Source organism: Halomonas urumqiensis, assembly GCF_003028575.1.
GTDB lineage: Bacteria > Pseudomonadota > Gammaproteobacteria > Pseudomonadales > Halomonadaceae > Halomonas > Halomonas urumqiensis.
This window is the reverse complement of sequence record NZ_PYUD01000001.1, coordinates 95,581-110,794: the sequence shown is the minus strand read 5'-3', so window position 1 is coordinate 110,794 and position 15,214 is coordinate 95,581. Positions and strand designations below refer to the sequence as shown.

Below are 15,214 nucleotides of genomic sequence, written 5' to 3'. Positions count from 1 at the left end.
AGCCCACCGCCAACTGGCTTATGGTGTGATGCCATCCTGCCTTGCTCTCGACGAATGCCTGCACCCGCCATCGACCACCTGCGGCATCACTGGCGCGGCTATTCATGCCTGGCCGCCACGCTGCTGCTGAGCCTGCTACCCAGCGGCTTCGACACACCCGATGGGGAACATCTCGAAGGCGTGCTGGCACGTGAATTCCTCACCGTGCACACCCGCAACGCCCCCATGACCTACTACGAAGGACGCCAGGGCCCCACTGGCTTCGAGTACGAGCTGATGCATCGTTTCGCCGACCATCTTGGGGTCGGCCTGAACCTCGATGCCGACCACCAGATCGACGAGGTACTCGATGCGGTGCGCCACTCAGGCGACCTGGGCGCCGCGGCCCTGCCACTGCAGCCAGATACCCCCGGGGTGATCTTCAGCCGGCCAATCCTCGAGCTGCAGCCACTGCTGGTCTATCGCCGCGGCCTTCCCCCGGTGGAGGAACTGGACGATCTCGAGTCTCTCAGCATAGGCACACTGAGGGGTGCCGGCACAGACCGCGTGCTGCGCGAGCTGCAGGCCGAACGCCCCGAACTCAGTTGGCAGGAAGCCAGTGGCATCGAAGCCGCCGAACTGTTGCGCCGGGTCGAGGATGGCAATCTCGATGCCGCGGTGCTCTATGACCACCAGTTTCGCCTCAATCGGCTGTTCTTTCCTGGCGTGGAGCGGGGCTTCGTGCTTGGCAAGCCGCTGTCCATGGCCTGGGCCTTACCGTCCGGAGGCGGGCTTGGGTTGCTCAACGAGGCCAATCGCTTTCTCGCCGACATGCTCGGCAGCGGCGAGCTCGACCAACTGGTGGCGAGCTACTTCGGCCACGACGACTACCTGGAGTATGTCGGGGCCCGCACCTTCATCCAGCATGCCCACCATCGCCTACCCGACTATACCGAGCTGTTTCGTCAGGCCGCCCGCGATTCGGGCTTCGACTGGAAGCTGCTGGCGGCGCTTGGCTATCAGGAATCGCACTGGGACCCCGAGGCCACCTCGCCGACCGGGGTGCGGGGCCTGATGATGCTGACCTTGCCCACCGCCGGTGAACTGGGTGTCGATGACCGGCTGGATCCGTCCCAGAGCATCGATGGTGGCGCCCGCTACCTGCGTCACCTAAAGGATCGGCTTCCCGAGTCGATAACTGGAGAAGATCGCTTGTACATGGCCATGGCAGCCTACAATGTAGGACTCGGGCATCTTTACGACGCACGCCACATCACCGAGATACGCGGCGGCAACCCGAATCTCTGGTCCGATGTACGCGAGTCGCTGCCACTGCTCCAGGAGAGCGAGTGGCACAGTCAAACCCGTCACGGCTATGCACGCGGCGGGGAACCCGTGATCTACGTGCGCAATATCCGCCGCTATCACGAGATACTGACCTACGTCGATCGTACCCAGCAGCAGTTCCACCAGCTCAATGCCCGCTTGCCCGACATGGAAGAGAGTGATGTGTTCCAGATCATTCCGCCGAACCTTTAAGGCGTTTGCATGATGCCTCGCGTCACGCATATCGATCGTCTGGCCCTGCTGCTGGCTCTTCTGAGCCTGGTCATGACCACTTCCTCCGTGGCATCAACAAGCTCCCTGCCCGGCACTCTGCCGATACTCGCCGCTAGCCTTGCCCAGCTCGCCTGGCATGAACATCGACCACGGCTGGCACGCCTGATGCTGATGCCCATCCTGCTGATTCTCGGGCTGTGCCTGGCAAGCCACCTGATTCCCGAGTACTGGCTTGCGCATGCCAGCCTCGACAGGCTCGCGGACTACCTCTCTCCTGGCAGCCTGCTGGTCGACTGGCGCCCTCCGCTGCTGATCACACTGTGCCTCGGCACGCTGTGCCTCAGCCTGCTGGTGCGGACTCGCGCAAGCCTCGGCGCGCCGCTGCTGCTGGGAATGACCGGCATGCTGCTGGTCGTGCAACTGATTGGGTGGAACACTCGGCCAACGTTACTGCCACTGGCCGGCGCGCCCCTCGAACAAGCGGTACTTTGGCTGCTGCTGGTGGCACAGCTTGCCCGTGTGTCGGTAGGCTGGAGGGTCACCCGCCCCAGCATACAGCGGGCGCTTTGGCCGAGCCTGGCGCTGACGCTGCTGACTATCCTGTTCTGGCACCAGCAGATGACCCTGAGCGAGCGTGAGTTGCGGACCCAGACGCAACAGCAGGGCCAACGCATGGCGGAACAGCTATCGCGCGAGATCGATGAGCACCTGGCGGCCATGCGCCGCTTCACCCATATCTGGCGACTCACCGATACCCCGCCCAACGCCGCCCAGTGGCAACGTCAAGCCGCTCCCTATCAACAGGATTTTCGCTACTTCCTCAACATCGCCTACATCGATGCGGACAGCCGTATCCTGCATGCCCACCCGCTCAATGCAGTGAATCGTGGGATCATCGGCAGCCGACTCTACGACGACCAGCCCGCCGGTCGCCCCGCGGTTCGGGCGGCCTTGGAAGAAGGGCGCGAGGGCCGCACCGATATCATCACCCTGCTTCAGGGTGTGCCCGGGATCATTCATTATTTGCCGATCTTCCACGCAGATACCGAACAGCCAGCTGCCGCCGTCGCCATGGTGGTAAGCCTGCCGGTACTCGCCGACACGCTGTTCACACGAACCTCTCCGGATGAGCTTGCACTGACACTTCGCGCAGGACAGGAACTCATCGCCCATCAGCCAGCCACCTCGCGCCTGGGTCCCTGGCAATACGAGACGTCCTTGGCGCTTGAAAGCGAAACCCTGGCGCTGATCACTCAACCAACTCTGGCTCAGTTGCTCGGCCAGTTGCCACGCCTGCCGGTGGTCAGTCTGGCCATTGGCCTGGTGTTGGCGACGCTGCTCTATCTGGCGCTTTTTGCCCATCACCAGATGATCACCCAGCACCATTCAGTCACCCGCTCCAACCGCGAATTGCGTACCGAAGTGCGTGAAAGAACCCGCCTGCAGCAGGAGATCGAGTGGCTTGCCGGCCACGACGAGCTCACCAGCCTGCCCAATCGACGTACCTTCATGAAGGCTCTGGAACGCCATGCCGACCAGCGCCCATTGAGCCTGTTGTTATGTGATATCGACCACTTCAAGCGGCTCAATGACCAGCTTGGCCACCTGGAGGGGGATCGCCACCTGACCGATATTGCCAAGTGTGGACGCAAGGTAGTGGAGCGCGCCGGTGGACTGTTCGCTCGTTTCGGGGGGGAAGAATTCGTCGCCTGCCTGCCGTGTCATGACCACCAGCAGGCCAGCCGCGTGGCGGAATCCCTGCGCCAGGCCGTGGAAGGGTTGGGGCTAACCCACGCGGATGGTACCCCCCTGACCATCAGCGCCGGTGTCGCCACCCAGGTCACTGGCCCATTGCAGACCGATGCGCTGCTGCGCGCCGCCGATGAGGCGCTGTATGCCGCCAAGTCGGCCGGTCGTAACCAGGTGGTGCTTGCCGGCATGTCAATCTGACCCGCCCCTGGCCTCCCTTCGGTCGGCGAAGAACGCCTTGAGCAATTGCGAGGCACGGCCCGCCAGCACCCCGCCCAGCACCTCGACACGGTGGTTATACCAGGGCTGGGCGAACAGGTTGGCCTTCGATTCCACCATACCCGAGTGGGGTTCGGCGGCGCCATAGACCAGCCGCGCCAGACGGGCATGGATGATCGCACCGGTGCACATCAGGCACGGCTCCAGGGTCACATAGAGCGTACAGCCATCCAACCGATAGTTGCCAAGCCGTCCGCCGGCATCGCGTAACGCGCGAATTTCAGCATGGGCGCTCGGGTCATGGCCAGCCACCGGGGCATTGAAACCGTAACCGACGATCTCGCCTTTGGCATCGACCACCACCGCACCTACCGGCACCTCGCCCGCCGCCAGCCCTTCGCGGGCCTGGTCGAGCGCCCGATGCATGTAATACTCATCACTGCGCAATGCCATCGACTCCCTGTAGAATCGAGTGAAACGACTGTCTGTTAGCCAGGAGAGCTTCTCAAGATGACGACTGCCCTGAACGACCTGGTCGGCCTGCTGGCCCTGGAGCCCCTCGAGGAGAACCTGTTCCGTGGCGCAAGCCAGGACCTCGGCCTGCCCCAACTGTTCGGTGGCCAGGTACTCGGCCAGGCGCTATCCGCCGCCAGCCAGACCGTCGACCCGGCGCGCCAGGTGCACTCGCTGCATGGCTACTTCCTGCGTCCTGGCGACCCGCTACGCCCGGTAGTCTATCAGGTCGATGCCGTGCGTGATGGCGGCAGCTTCACCACCCGCCGGGTCACCGCCATCCAGAAGGGGCGCCCGATCTTCTTCTGCAGCGCGTCCTTTCATGTCAGTGAAGCGGGCCTCTCGCACCAACCGGCGATGCCGGATGTTCCCAGCCCCGAGCATCTTGCAGGCAACACCGCGCAACTGGAGAGGTTCCCCGGACATCCCATCGAGTTCCTGCGGGTCGGGGATGACGCCGAGCCCGGCCAACCGGCACGCAAGCGGCTGTGGTTCCGCCTGGCCGGCGAACTGCCCGACGACCCGGCCCTGCACCGCTACCTGCTCGCCTACAGCTCGGACTTCAACCTGCTGACCACCTGCCTGGTGCCCCATGGCCTGCACTTTCGCGACCCGGCACTGCGCATGGCGAGCCTCGACCATGCCCTGTGGTTCCATCACGACCTCAAGATCAACGACTGGCTATTCTACGACATGGACAGCCCATGGGCCGGCGGTGCCCGCGGTTTCACGCGCGGCAGCCTCTATGACCGTGATGGTCGTCTGGTCGCCTCCACCGCCCAGGAAGGGCTGGCGAGGCTGACTCAGGAGACATGAGCCCACGCCCCGGGGCCGACAGACGAACGCGTGATCACCCGAGCGCCTAGGCAAACAGGGGCTGCGCTTCGTATCATCGGCTAGGCGTTCTGGTGGGAAGTGCTATCTGAAGGCGGAACGAACAGGGAGGGGGCATGACGGATGAAGAGGTACGCGAAGCCGCTATTCAGCATGCCCGCCGACACAAAAAGGCCATTGCCAAACGGCTGACCGACAAATCGGTATACCCTCGAGAGAAATTGCCGGTTTCGGTCTTCATGGCCGGCTCGCCTGGAGCCGGAAAAACCGAATCGTCATTAGCCCTGCTGGAAACCTTTCGCGAAAAAGCAGGATTGAAGGTACTGCGGATCGATCCTGACGAGCTCAGAGGTGAGTTGCCCGGCTACACCGGGGGCAACTCCTGGCTATTCCAGCATGCCGTTTCCATCCTCGTGGACAAGATGCATGACCTGGCACTGGAGCAAAAGCAAAGTTTTGTGCTTGACGGCACCTTGGCGAACTACGAAATTGCAAAAAGGAACGTGGAACGATCCACCAGTCGTGGGCGCTTTGTTCAAGTACTGTATGTCTACCAGGAACCGAAGCTGGCATGGCAATTTGTCCAGGCAAGAGAATGCTTGGAGGGTCGACGGATTCCGCTAGAAAGTTTTGTAGATCAGTACTTTGAGTCACGCCGGGTAGTGAACGCACTGAAGCGAGAGTTCAAAAAGCAAGTCCATATTGACCTTTTGATCAAGAACAATGACAACAGTGTGAAATCATCAAGGACGAACATCGACCGGATTGACGGGCATCTTCCCGAAAAGTACACTCGGCAGTCCCTGCTCAGGGACCTCATCCCCCACAGGTGACCACCATGTTCGGACTCTCTAAAAAACCAAAAGCCGATACCACCGCTTTCTCTGATTTTATGCGAACAGCATCCTCACGAGAGAAAAAGCGCATCTACGGCAAGGTTCTTACCAAGGCCATCGAGCGCCAGAACGACGTGATCAAGCGCGTAGAGGTAGAGCGCCAGCACTGCTGACCGAGCTCCCTCCCTTGATGACCGACCCGCCCACAGAGGCGGGTTTTTCGTACATGGCTTGGCCGATCACCTACAGCGCCAGGAGACATGAGCCCACGCCCCGGGGCCGACAGACGAAGGCGTGATAACCCGAGCGCCTAGGCAAACAGGGGCTGCGCTTCGTATCATCAAGGTGGTTCCCGCCCATGCCGGTGTAGCTCAGTAGGCAGAGCAGCGCATTCGTAATGCGCAGGTCAGCGGTTCGAATCCGCTCACCGGCACCATCGAGAGCATGGCAGCCCCGGCACATTGCCGCCATGTCATCGGTACATTCAGCCGGTGCGCACCCGCATCAGTTCCTGCCAGTGGGTGGTATAGCGCGGAGTACGCCGCTGGCATCGCAAGGCCCAGGCATTGTCCTTGCGTGGCAGGCCGAAGCGCACGGTGTCACGCCCCATGTCACGGTTGAGGCGGTCCAGCGTCGCCATCAGCCGTTGGCTGCGGTCGCGCTCGACAGCCTGCCCGGAGCCCTCCAGCAGCGACAGCTGATGGCACTGGCTGTCGACCAGATCGAGCAACATCACCCCGCACTTCTGGTAGCGATACCCCTTGCGGTAGATCGCCGCCAGCCCACGGCCCGCGGCCTCGAGCAGTACGCGGTTATCGGCGCTTGGGCCAGGCAATGCGACCACCACGGCGTTGCGGTACTGTGGCTCGCTCGTCTGAAACGGGTTGGTACGCACGAACACCTGGACCGCCCTTGCCAGGCTGCCCTGGCGTCGCAGCTTCTCCCCCGCCCGGCCCATGTGCTGGCGAACCGCCTCCTGCAGGTCGCGGAACTCGCCGGTCAGGCGGCCGAAGGAGCGTGATACCAGGATGCGCTGGCGTGGCGCATCCATGTCGTCGAGGGTGATCGACGCGCGACCCCGCAGCTCCCAGACCAGCCGCTCCATGACCACCGAGAAGCGGCTGCGTACCCATTGGGGGTTAGCCTCGCGCAGTTGCCATGCCGTATCGATGCCCATCAGCGCCAGCCGCTCGCCGGAGCGCCTCGCCACCCCCCACAGCTCGGTCACCGGCCAGCGTTCGAGTACCCGGCGAGTCACCGGGCCATCGGCATCGAGGAGGCACACGCCCTCGAAGGCCGGTTCGCGCTTGGCCAGGTGGTTGGCCACCTTGGCCAGCACCCGGGTCGGTGCCACACCAACCCCCACGGGAATACCCGTCCAGCGCCGCACCGTCTCGCGCAACCGCCGGCAATGCGCCTCGAGCTCGTGTTCGGGAAAGCCCTCGAGGCCCACGAAGCTCTCGTCGATGGAGTAGAACTCCACATCCGGCGAGAACTCGGCGAGCACCAGGTTGACCCGGCGGCTCATATCGCCATAGAGCGCATAGTTGCTGGAAAGCAGCACCGCCTGGCGGCGGATGCCCGGCGGCAGCAGGTGCAGGGGAGCTCCCATGGCTACGCCCAGCGCCTTCAACTCCTGGGAGCGCGCCACCACGCAGCCATCATTGTTGGACAGCACGCCCACCGGCCGCCCTTCCAGGCGCGGATCGAAGACCCGCTCGCAACTCACGTAGAAGTTGTTGCCATCGACCAGCGCAATCATTGCGCTGCTCCCCCCAGCGCATGCACCACGTGGGTCACCACTCCCCACACCTCGCACTCCCGGCCCGCCAGCGGAATCGGTGCGAAGCGCGGGTTGCTGGCCACCAGGTAGACGCCCCCTTCGCGATGCGCCAGCCGCTTGACGGTGGGCTCGCCCTCCAGGGCAACGATCACCACCCGGCCAGGCAACGGCTCCAGACTTCGATCCACTACCAGAAGGTCGCCGTGGTGGATGCCATCCCCCACCATGGAATCGCCCTCGGCGCGCACGAAGTACGTCGCCGCCGGGCGCTTCACCACATGGGCATGCAGATCGATCTCGGCCTCCAGATGATCATCCGCCGGACTCGGAAATCCGGCGCGCACCCGACACCCCATCAACGGCAAGGCAACCGCATGGCCCTCTGAGCTGGCTCGGCCTAGGAGGCAAAGCGACGGCGCTGCAGCGAATGACATGGGCTCCTCCCGCGATATGCCGCATTCAAAAACTGTATTTAAATACAGTATTCAGCAGAATGCCTCACTTGGCAAATGCATCGGTCGGTAGATCAGCGACAGGCGTGCCATGCTTGGGGAAACACTACACAAATGCCTACGCGAGCGAATCGCTGCGTTGCGCGGTGCGCGGAATCCTCACATATACCCCATATGCTCCGGTTCCTGTGCTCCGTGCGCCTTGCGCTTCATCTCGCTCGCCGATTTGTTCAGCGTTTCCCTTGAGGAGAGATTCTCGTTAAGGAGGTGCCATGGACGATGTCGCCAACCATTTCATCACCACCAACCAGACCGCCATCCAGCTGGCGGTAGCACTGCTGCTGGGTGCATTGATCGGCATCGAGCGCGGCTGGGTGGCCCGCGAGCAGAAATCAGGCGAACGCATCGCCGGGATTCGCACCCATGCCCTGGTGGGGCTGCTCGGCGGCATCAGCGCGCTGCTCAGCGACGCACTGGCAAGCTGGGCCTTCCCGCTACTCTTCCTTGCCGTGGCCATCATCGCCCTGGTGGCCTGGCAGGCGCGGGTCAGGGTCAGCCACGATTACAGCATCACCGGGTTGATCGGGCTGCTGCTGACCTTCTGCTTCGGTGCCGTCGCGGTCGCCGTGGACATGGCACTGGCCACGGCACTGGCGGTGGTCACCGCGGTGATCCTCGACAACAAGCACGAGATCCATGGCCTGCTGGGCAAGCTGCAGGCTCACGAGCTCGATGCCGGGCTGAAGCTGTTGTTGATCAGCGTGGTCATGCTGCCTCTGCTGCCCGACCAGGGGGTCGGCCCCGGCAACGTGCTCAACCCTTACCAGATCTGGTGGATGGTGGTGATGATCGCCTCGATCTCCTTCATCGGCTATTTCGCCATTCGCGTCGGCGGCACCGAAAAGGGCATCCTGTTCACTGGGCTGTTCGCCGGGCTCAGCTCGTCCACCGCGCTGACCCTGCATTTCGCCCGCCAGTCTCGCCATGCCCCCGCCCTTGGCCCGCTGCTCGCCGCTGGCATCCTGCTGGCCTGCGGCACCATGTTCCCACGCATCCTGCTGTATACGGCCGTGATCAACCCGGCGCTGCTGCCAGGCCTGCTGTTGCCGGTGGGGCTGATGGCGTTGCTGCTCTACGTGCCGGCGCTGCGCCTGTGGTGGCGCCACCATCGGGCATCCCAGGTCAAGAAGCCGGTGTTGACCCAGAACCCGCTGGAGCTGCGAACGGCCCTGCTGCTGGGCGCGTTGCTGGCGATCATCATGGTGCTGGGCGAATGGCTGCGGGGCGCGATGGGCGATACCGGCATCTACCTGCTGGCGGCTTCCTCCGGGGTCGCCGACGTGGATGCCATCACCCTGTCGCTCAACCGCATGTCGCGGGGCAACCTCGACATGTCCACGGCGGTGCTCGGCATCATCATCGCCGCCTCGGTGAACAACCTGGTCAAGACTGGCCTTGCCGCCGGTTTCGGCAACCGCCATCTGGGCTGGCAGGTCGGCTTGCCGATGGTGCTCTCGCTGGTCACGGGGCTGGGTGTGGCCTGGTGGATGTGAGGCCACATCCACGATGCTATCGTAGGAACCTTTTGGCCATGCGTTACAAGGAGCTCGCATGAAATACCTCGGCGCCCATGTCAGTGCCGCCGGCGGCCCGGATCAGGCGGTGCTGCGCGCCGTGGAGATCGGCGCCGACGCCTTCGCCCTGTTCACCAAGAACCAGCGCCAGTGGAAGGCCAAGCCACTCACCGACGAGGCCATTGAGGCCTTCCGCGGCGCCTGCCGGACACATGGCTTCGGACCGGGGCAGATCCTTCCCCACGACAGCTACCTGATCAACCTGGGCCATCCCGACACGGCGGGGCTCGAGAAATCCCGCGCCGCTTTCCTCGACGAGATGCAGCGCTGCGAACAGCTAGGCCTTGGCCTGCTCAACTTCCATCCGGGCAGCCATCTCAAGAAGATCAGCGAGCGAGAGTGCCTGACCCGTATCGCCGACTCGATCAATCACGCCCTGGCCGAGACCCGCGGCGTCACCGCGGTGATCGAGAACACCGCCGGCCAGGGCACCAACCTGGGCTGGCGCTTCGAGCATCTGGCCGAGATCATCGAGCAGGTCGATGATAAAACGCGGGTCGGCGTGTGCATCGACACCTGCCACGCCTTCGCCGCCGGTTACGACCTGCGTACGCCGGAGGCCTGCACCGCCACCCTCGATGAGCTCGGCAAGGTGGTCGGCTTCGAGTATCTGCGCGGCATGCACCTCAACGACGCCAAGAGCGCCTTCGCCAGCCGCGTCGATCGCCACCATAGCCTGGGCCAGGGCAATATCGGCCTCGACGCCTTCACCACCCTCATGCGCGACCCCCGCATCGACGACATTCCCATGGTGCTGGAGACCATCGAACCGGCGATCTGGGCCGATGAAATTGCCTGGCTGCGTGCTCAGCAACAGCGCTGAGGCCCCCTACACAAGGCATTTCCAAAAATGAATAGCGCACCATCATCGCTACCTAGTACGCAAGGCAGATCTTGCCGAAGTGGCGGCCCGCTTCCTCATGGCGGAAGGCGTCGGCGATCTCGGCAAGCGGGAAGGTGCTGTCGATGATCGGGCGCACGCCTGTGGCTTCGATGGCACGTACCATCTCCTGCTGGTGAGTGCGGCTGCCGACGATCAGCCCTTGCAGACGCGCCTGCTTGGCCATCAGCTTGGCGGTGGGAACCTCGCCACCGCGCCCCGTCAGCACCCCGATCAGCGAGATATGCCCGCCGATGCGCACGGCCTCGATGGATTGCGGCAAGGTACCGGGGCCACCGACCTCGATCACGTGATCGACGCCCTGACCATCGGTCAGCGCCTTGACCCGCTTGCCCCACTCCGGCTCGGTCTTGTAGTTGAGGGTGTGGTCGGCACCGAGCTCCTTGAGCTTTTCGATCTTGGCATCGGATGAAGAGGTGGAAATCACCCTTGCGCCCATCGCCTTGGCGAACTGCAGGGCGAAGATCGAGACGCCACCGGTGCCCAGGGTGAGCACGGTGTCGCCCGCCTTGAGGTTGCCATCCACCACCAGCGCACGCCAGGCGGTGAGCCCCGCGGTGGTGAGAGTGGCGGCCTCTTCGTGGCTGTAGCCACTGGGTGCGAGGGTGAACCAGGTGGCCGGGCGCACCACCCGCTCGCGAGCATAACCGTCCACGCCGTCGCCGGGGGTGGTCCTGAAATCGCCGACTCGCGCCGGGCCGTCGAGCCAGTAGGGAAAGAAGGTGGATACCACCGCATCGCCCACCGCGAACTCAGTGACGCCCTCGCCGACCGCCTCGACCACCCCCGCCCCGTCGGACATGGGGATGCGCCCCTCCTCGGTCGGCATCTTGCCGGACACCACGCCATAATCGTGGAAGTTGAGCGAGCTTGCGTGCACGCGCACGCGGATCTCACCCGGCCCCGGCTCGCCGGGCGCCTCCCGCTCGACGACTGCCAACTGATCCAGCCCGCCGGGGCTGCTCAGAGTCACGACCTGCATTGCCTACTCCTTCCTCATGGATGTGAATCGTCATCGTCGCTCGCCTATCGCGGGTCGAGCGACACCCAGTGTGGCAGGCGCTGGCGCGGTGCGCTAACCGGTGTTGCCGCCGGTCAGTTGCCGCCCTCGCCCTGCCAGCGCCTCGGCAACGAACGCCAGAAAGGCGCGAATGCGTGCCACCCGGCGCAGATCGGGATGGGTCAGCAGCCACAGGTCGGTGGCAAGCTCGGGGATAGGCTCGCCCAGGCGGGTCAGCAGCGAGTCGTCATCGCCGAGGTAGCACGGCAGCACCGTCCGCCCGAGCCCATCGCGGACCGCGGCGTGCATCCCCATCAGGGTGTCGACGCGATAGCGGCAGCGCTCGTTGGCGCCGTTATCGGCCATCCACGCATCCAGCGCCGCATAGCCTAGATGGCGGTCCGGCCCTACCCAGGCATCACCGCCAGCATCGGCACGCGCATAGACCGCCTGGGCAATGCACCCGACCCGGCGGCCGACCAGATGCTCCGGTGGCGAGCGCGACGGCCGCAGGGCGACATCGGCATCGCGCTGGGAGAGATTGAACAGCTGGTTGGAGACCGCCACTTCCAGCGTGATATCGGGCTGTGCTCGCTGAAATGCCGCGAATACCGGCGACACCAGCCCCATCAGCAGGGTATCGGTCGTCGTGACGCGCACCACCCCGGACAGGCGCAGGTCGCGTCCCACCACCCGCCGTTCGGCGCCCAGCACTTCCGCTTCGACCCGCCGAGCCGCTGCCGCCAGTTCCTCTCCAGCCGCCGTAGCGGCATAGCCCGTTCGTGAACGCTCGAACAGCCTGACCCCAAGCCGCGCCTCGATGCCATTGAGTCGCCGAAACAGCGTCGCGTGACTGGTGCCCATGTAACGCGCGGCCCCCGCCAAGGAGCCGGCCGAGGCGATCGCCAGGATCACCCTCAGGTCGTCCCACTGCATTGCCTGTTCATTCATGCAAAGTCCACTTTCGAAAAATGGGAATGTTCGATCATGAATGAACAGCATAGCCTCCCTCTACCCCCTGCACAGGAGTCACCGACCATGAATGTACTGATCGTGTTCTGCCATCCCGAACCCCGCTCCTTCAATGGCGCCATGAAGGAGATCGCGGTGCAATCGCTCGAGCGCCTGGGCCATCGCGTGGAGGTCTCGGACCTCTACGCCGAGCGATTCGATCCGGTGGAAGGGCCGACGCACTATGCCGAACGGGTCGAGCCCAACACCTTCTTTCCACTCACCGAGCAGCGCCATGCCTTCGAATGCACCGCCCTGCCCGCGGACGTGAAGCGAGAGATCGCGCGGCTAGAGCGCGCCGACCTGGTGATCCTGCAGTTTCCGCTGTGGTGGCACGGTCTGCCGGCCATGCTCAAGGGCTGGTTCGATCGGGTCATGGTCTACGGCGGGCTCTACTCCGGCAGCATGCGCTATGACAGGGGACACCTGGCGGGCAAGCGGGCGATCTGCTCGGTGACCACCGGCTCGCCGGCGACAGCGTTTACCCGCCACGGGCGTGGCGGTGACATGGCGACACTGATGTGGCCAACGCACTGCTCTCTCTACTACCTGGGCATGGAGGTGTTGGCACCGCAGGTGGTGTACGGCGTGCAGGGCGGTGGACTCAGTTATCAGGCCGAAAGTGAGTTTCGCGAGCACCTCGAATGTGCCAAGCAGGCCTGGGCGGAGCGCCTGACGCGCCTCGAGGATGCCAGGCCGATTCCCTTCAGCGGCTGGCGGGATTGGGACGAACACGGCGTACTGCAGAGTGAACACCCGCTTGCCTGGCGGGTGTAACCCCTTTTGCAGGGCCGGGCTACCCGGCGCGCCCCTCTAACTTGCAGCCAGTCACTCAAGTGCGGTTTCTTCCTCGAGCTCGACCCCGATGAAACCGCCGGACTGGCGGCGCCACAGAGCGGCGTAGAGACCATCATGCGCCAGCAGTTCCTGGTGGGTGCCGCTTTCGACGATGCGGCCTTCATCGATCACCACCAACCGGTCGAGCATGGCGATGGTCGAGAGCCGGTGGGCGATGGCGATCACCGACTTGCCTTCCATCAGGGTGTAGAGCTGCTCCTGGATCGCCGCTTCCACCTCGGAATCCAGCGCCGAGGTCGCCTCGTCCAGCACCAGGATCGGCGCATTCTTGAGCAGCACTCGGGCGATGGCGATGCGCTGACGCTGGCCACCGGAAAGCTTGACGCCACGTTCACCGACATGGGCGTCGAGCCCGCGTCGTCCCTCGAGATCGACCAACTCATCGATGAAGCTGTCGGCATGAGCCTGGCGCACCGCCTCAAGCACCTCGGCTTCGCTTGCCTCCGGCGTGCCGTAGCGGATGTTCTCGCGCACCGAGCGATGCAGCAGCGAGGTGTCCTGGGTCACCATGCCAATCTGCCGACGCAACGACGCCTGGGTGACCTCGGCGATGTCCTGGCCGTCGATGATGATCCGCCCACCCTGCAGGTCGTAGAAGCGCAGCAGCAGGTTGGCAAGCGTCGACTTGCCGGCCCCGGAGCGCCCTATCAGGCCGACTTTCTCACCGGGACGAATGGTCAGGTCGAGACCGTCGAACACCGCGGCACCCTCGCCATCCACCGCGCCATAGCCGAATCGCAGCGCCTCTAAGCGGATCTCGCCATGCGGCACGTTGAGTTCACCCGCATGAGGGCGATCCTTGACCGCCGGTTCACGCGCGATGGTGTTGATGCCGTCCTGCACGGTACCGATGTTCTCGAACAGACTCGCCACCTCCCAGAGAATCCAGTTGGACATGAAGCGAATGCGCATCACCAGCGCGATGGCCACCGCAATCACCCCAAGCGACACCGCCTCGAAATACCAGGCGCCGACCGCCATGGCCGCGACCCCGGCCAGCAGCAGCGAGTTGAGCAGCGTCAGGCAGAAGGACAGCAGCGTGGCCAGGCGCATCTGGCGATGTACGGTGACCATGAACCCTTCCATTGCATCGCGCGCATAGGCCTGCTCGCGCTGGGTATCGGCGAACAGCTTGATGGTCTGGATATTGCTGTAGCTGTCGACGATGCGCCCGGTCATGCGTGCCCGGGCATCGGCCTGGGCCATGGAAACCCGGCGCAGGCGTGGCACAAACACCCACATTAGTGCGATGTAGCCGGCAAGCCACAGCACAAGCGGCAACATCAACCATGGCTCGGCCTGGCCCATCAACAGCAGGGCGCCAGCGAGATAGACCATGACGTAGACCATCAAGTCCATCAGCTTGGTCACTGTCTCGCGAATCGCCAGCGCCGTCTGCATCACCTTCTGGGAAACGCGTCCGGCAAATTCGTCCTGAAAGAACGCCATGCTCTGGCCGAGCATATGGCGGTGCGACAGCCAGCGCCCGATCATCGGGTAGTTGCCGAAGATGCTCTGGTGGGTAAGCAGCGACTGCAACAGGGTCAACAATGGCAGTGCCACCACCACCAGCGCCGCCATGCCGGCCAGCCGCCAGCCATACTCGGCGAGAAACCCCTCACGCTGGGCATCCGCCAGCCAGTCGACCAGTTGTCCCATGTAGTGGAAGAACACCACCTCGGTGGCCGACACCAGCGCGGTGAGCAGCGACATCACCACCAGCAGCGGCAACACCGGGCGCGAGAAGTGCAGGATGAACGGCACCAGCCCCTTCGGCGGCGTCTCGGGCTCGCCTGACGGATAGGGGTTCACCAGATTTTCGAAGAAGCGGAACATGACGGATCACCGATGACACGCTGGGCGAGAAGAAAGACGCATAGTATCT

14 protein-coding genes and 1 tRNA gene are annotated in these 15,214 nt (G+C 64.0%); 9 read left to right on the top strand and 6 right to left on the bottom strand.

All coding sequences use genetic code 11. The features are described from left to right. Positions 1 to 54 precede the first annotated feature (54 nt). Together mltF and C6V82_RS00495 are read left to right on the top strand one after the other, a co-directional pair. The gene (gene mltF / locus C6V82_RS00500) at positions 55 to 1,518 is read left to right on the top strand and encodes a membrane-bound lytic murein transglycosylase MltF (protein ID WP_102586850.1); all 1,464 of its coding nucleotides are present in this window, start codon (positions 55 to 57) and stop codon (positions 1,516 to 1,518) included. Between the two features lie 9 nt (positions 1,519 to 1,527). Further along, positions 1,528 to 3,489 (top strand): GGDEF domain-containing protein, encoded by a 1,962-nt coding sequence (locus C6V82_RS00495; RefSeq protein ID WP_102586851.1) that lies wholly within the window; start codon positions 1,528 to 1,530, stop codon positions 3,487 to 3,489. Here C6V82_RS00495 and tadA read toward each other — a convergent pair. Beyond that, complete coding sequence (gene tadA, locus C6V82_RS00490) at positions 3,481 to 3,954, bottom strand: tRNA adenosine(34) deaminase TadA (RefSeq protein WP_102586956.1); 474 nt, start codon at positions 3,952 to 3,954, stop codon at positions 3,481 to 3,483. The two genes, C6V82_RS00495 and tadA, sit on opposite strands and share 9 nt — an antisense overlap. 63 nt (positions 3,955 to 4,017) lie before the next feature. On the opposite strand from tadA, the gene C6V82_RS00485 reads away from it, so the two are divergent. From C6V82_RS00485 to C6V82_RS00475, 4 genes are all read left to right on the top strand, one after another. Beyond that, positions 4,018 to 4,836, top strand: a complete 819-nt coding sequence (locus C6V82_RS00485; protein ID WP_102586852.1) for an acyl-CoA thioesterase — start codon at positions 4,018 to 4,020, stop codon at positions 4,834 to 4,836. Positions 4,837 to 4,970: 134 nt separating this feature from the next. Then, complete coding sequence (locus tag C6V82_RS00480) at positions 4,971 to 5,687, top strand: zeta toxin family protein (protein ID WP_102586853.1); 717 nt, start codon at positions 4,971 to 4,973, stop codon at positions 5,685 to 5,687. 5 nt (positions 5,688 to 5,692) lie between these two features. Continuing rightward, positions 5,693 to 5,863, top strand: a complete 171-nt coding sequence (locus C6V82_RS18065; RefSeq protein WP_180978214.1) for a hypothetical protein — start codon at positions 5,693 to 5,695, stop codon at positions 5,861 to 5,863. Between the two features lie 187 nt (positions 5,864 to 6,050). Then, a tRNA-Thr gene (locus C6V82_RS00475) sits at positions 6,051 to 6,126 on the top strand. A gap of 48 nt (positions 6,127 to 6,174) precedes the next feature. Here the strand turns inward: C6V82_RS00475 and C6V82_RS00470 are convergent. Both C6V82_RS00470 and C6V82_RS00465 read right to left on the bottom strand, forming a co-directional pair. After that, positions 6,175 to 7,452 carry a Y-family DNA polymerase gene (locus tag C6V82_RS00470; protein WP_102586854.1) on the bottom strand — a complete coding sequence of 426 codons (1,278 nt, stop codon included), beginning with the start codon at positions 7,450 to 7,452 and terminating at the stop codon, positions 6,175 to 6,177. Next, positions 7,449 to 7,907 carry a LexA family protein gene (locus tag C6V82_RS00465; protein ID WP_180978215.1) on the bottom strand — a complete coding sequence of 153 codons (459 nt, stop codon included), beginning with the start codon at positions 7,905 to 7,907 and terminating at the stop codon, positions 7,449 to 7,451. The genes C6V82_RS00470 and C6V82_RS00465 overlap by 4 nt, the downstream gene beginning before the upstream one ends. 290 nt (positions 7,908 to 8,197) lie before the next feature. Here C6V82_RS00465 and C6V82_RS00460 point away from each other — a divergent pair, with 290 nt between their 5' ends. Further along, a complete protein-coding gene (locus C6V82_RS00460) occupies positions 8,198 to 9,478 on the top strand; it encodes an MgtC/SapB family protein (protein ID WP_102586855.1) in 1,281 nt (426 codons plus the stop codon). A gap of 58 nt (positions 9,479 to 9,536) precedes the next feature. Continuing rightward, the gene (nfo, locus tag C6V82_RS00455; protein ID WP_102586856.1) at positions 9,537 to 10,382 is read left to right on the top strand and encodes a deoxyribonuclease IV; all 846 of its coding nucleotides are present in this window, start codon (positions 9,537 to 9,539) and stop codon (positions 10,380 to 10,382) included. Between the two features lie 52 nt (positions 10,383 to 10,434). Here nfo and C6V82_RS00450 read toward each other — a convergent pair whose 3' ends face one another. Beyond that, positions 10,435 to 11,442, bottom strand: coding sequence for a zinc-dependent alcohol dehydrogenase family protein (locus tag C6V82_RS00450; protein WP_102586857.1), 1,008 nt, complete (start codon positions 11,440 to 11,442; stop codon positions 10,435 to 10,437). Between the two features lie 93 nt (positions 11,443 to 11,535). Beyond that, positions 11,536 to 12,411, bottom strand: coding sequence for a LysR family transcriptional regulator (locus C6V82_RS00445; protein ID WP_102586958.1), 876 nt, complete (start codon positions 12,409 to 12,411; stop codon positions 11,536 to 11,538). Positions 12,412 to 12,498: 87 nt separating this feature from the next. Between C6V82_RS00445 and C6V82_RS00440 the strand changes: the two genes are divergently transcribed. After that, a complete protein-coding gene (locus C6V82_RS00440) occupies positions 12,499 to 13,248 on the top strand; it encodes an NAD(P)H-dependent oxidoreductase (RefSeq protein ID WP_102586858.1) in 750 nt (249 codons plus the stop codon). Positions 13,249 to 13,299: 51 nt separating this feature from the next. Here the strand turns inward: C6V82_RS00440 and C6V82_RS00435 are convergent, their stop codons facing one another. Continuing rightward, positions 13,300 to 15,165 (bottom strand): ABC transporter ATP-binding protein, encoded by a 1,866-nt coding sequence (locus tag C6V82_RS00435; protein ID WP_102586859.1) that lies wholly within the window; start codon positions 15,163 to 15,165, stop codon positions 13,300 to 13,302. Positions 15,166 to 15,214: the final 49 nt, after the last annotated feature.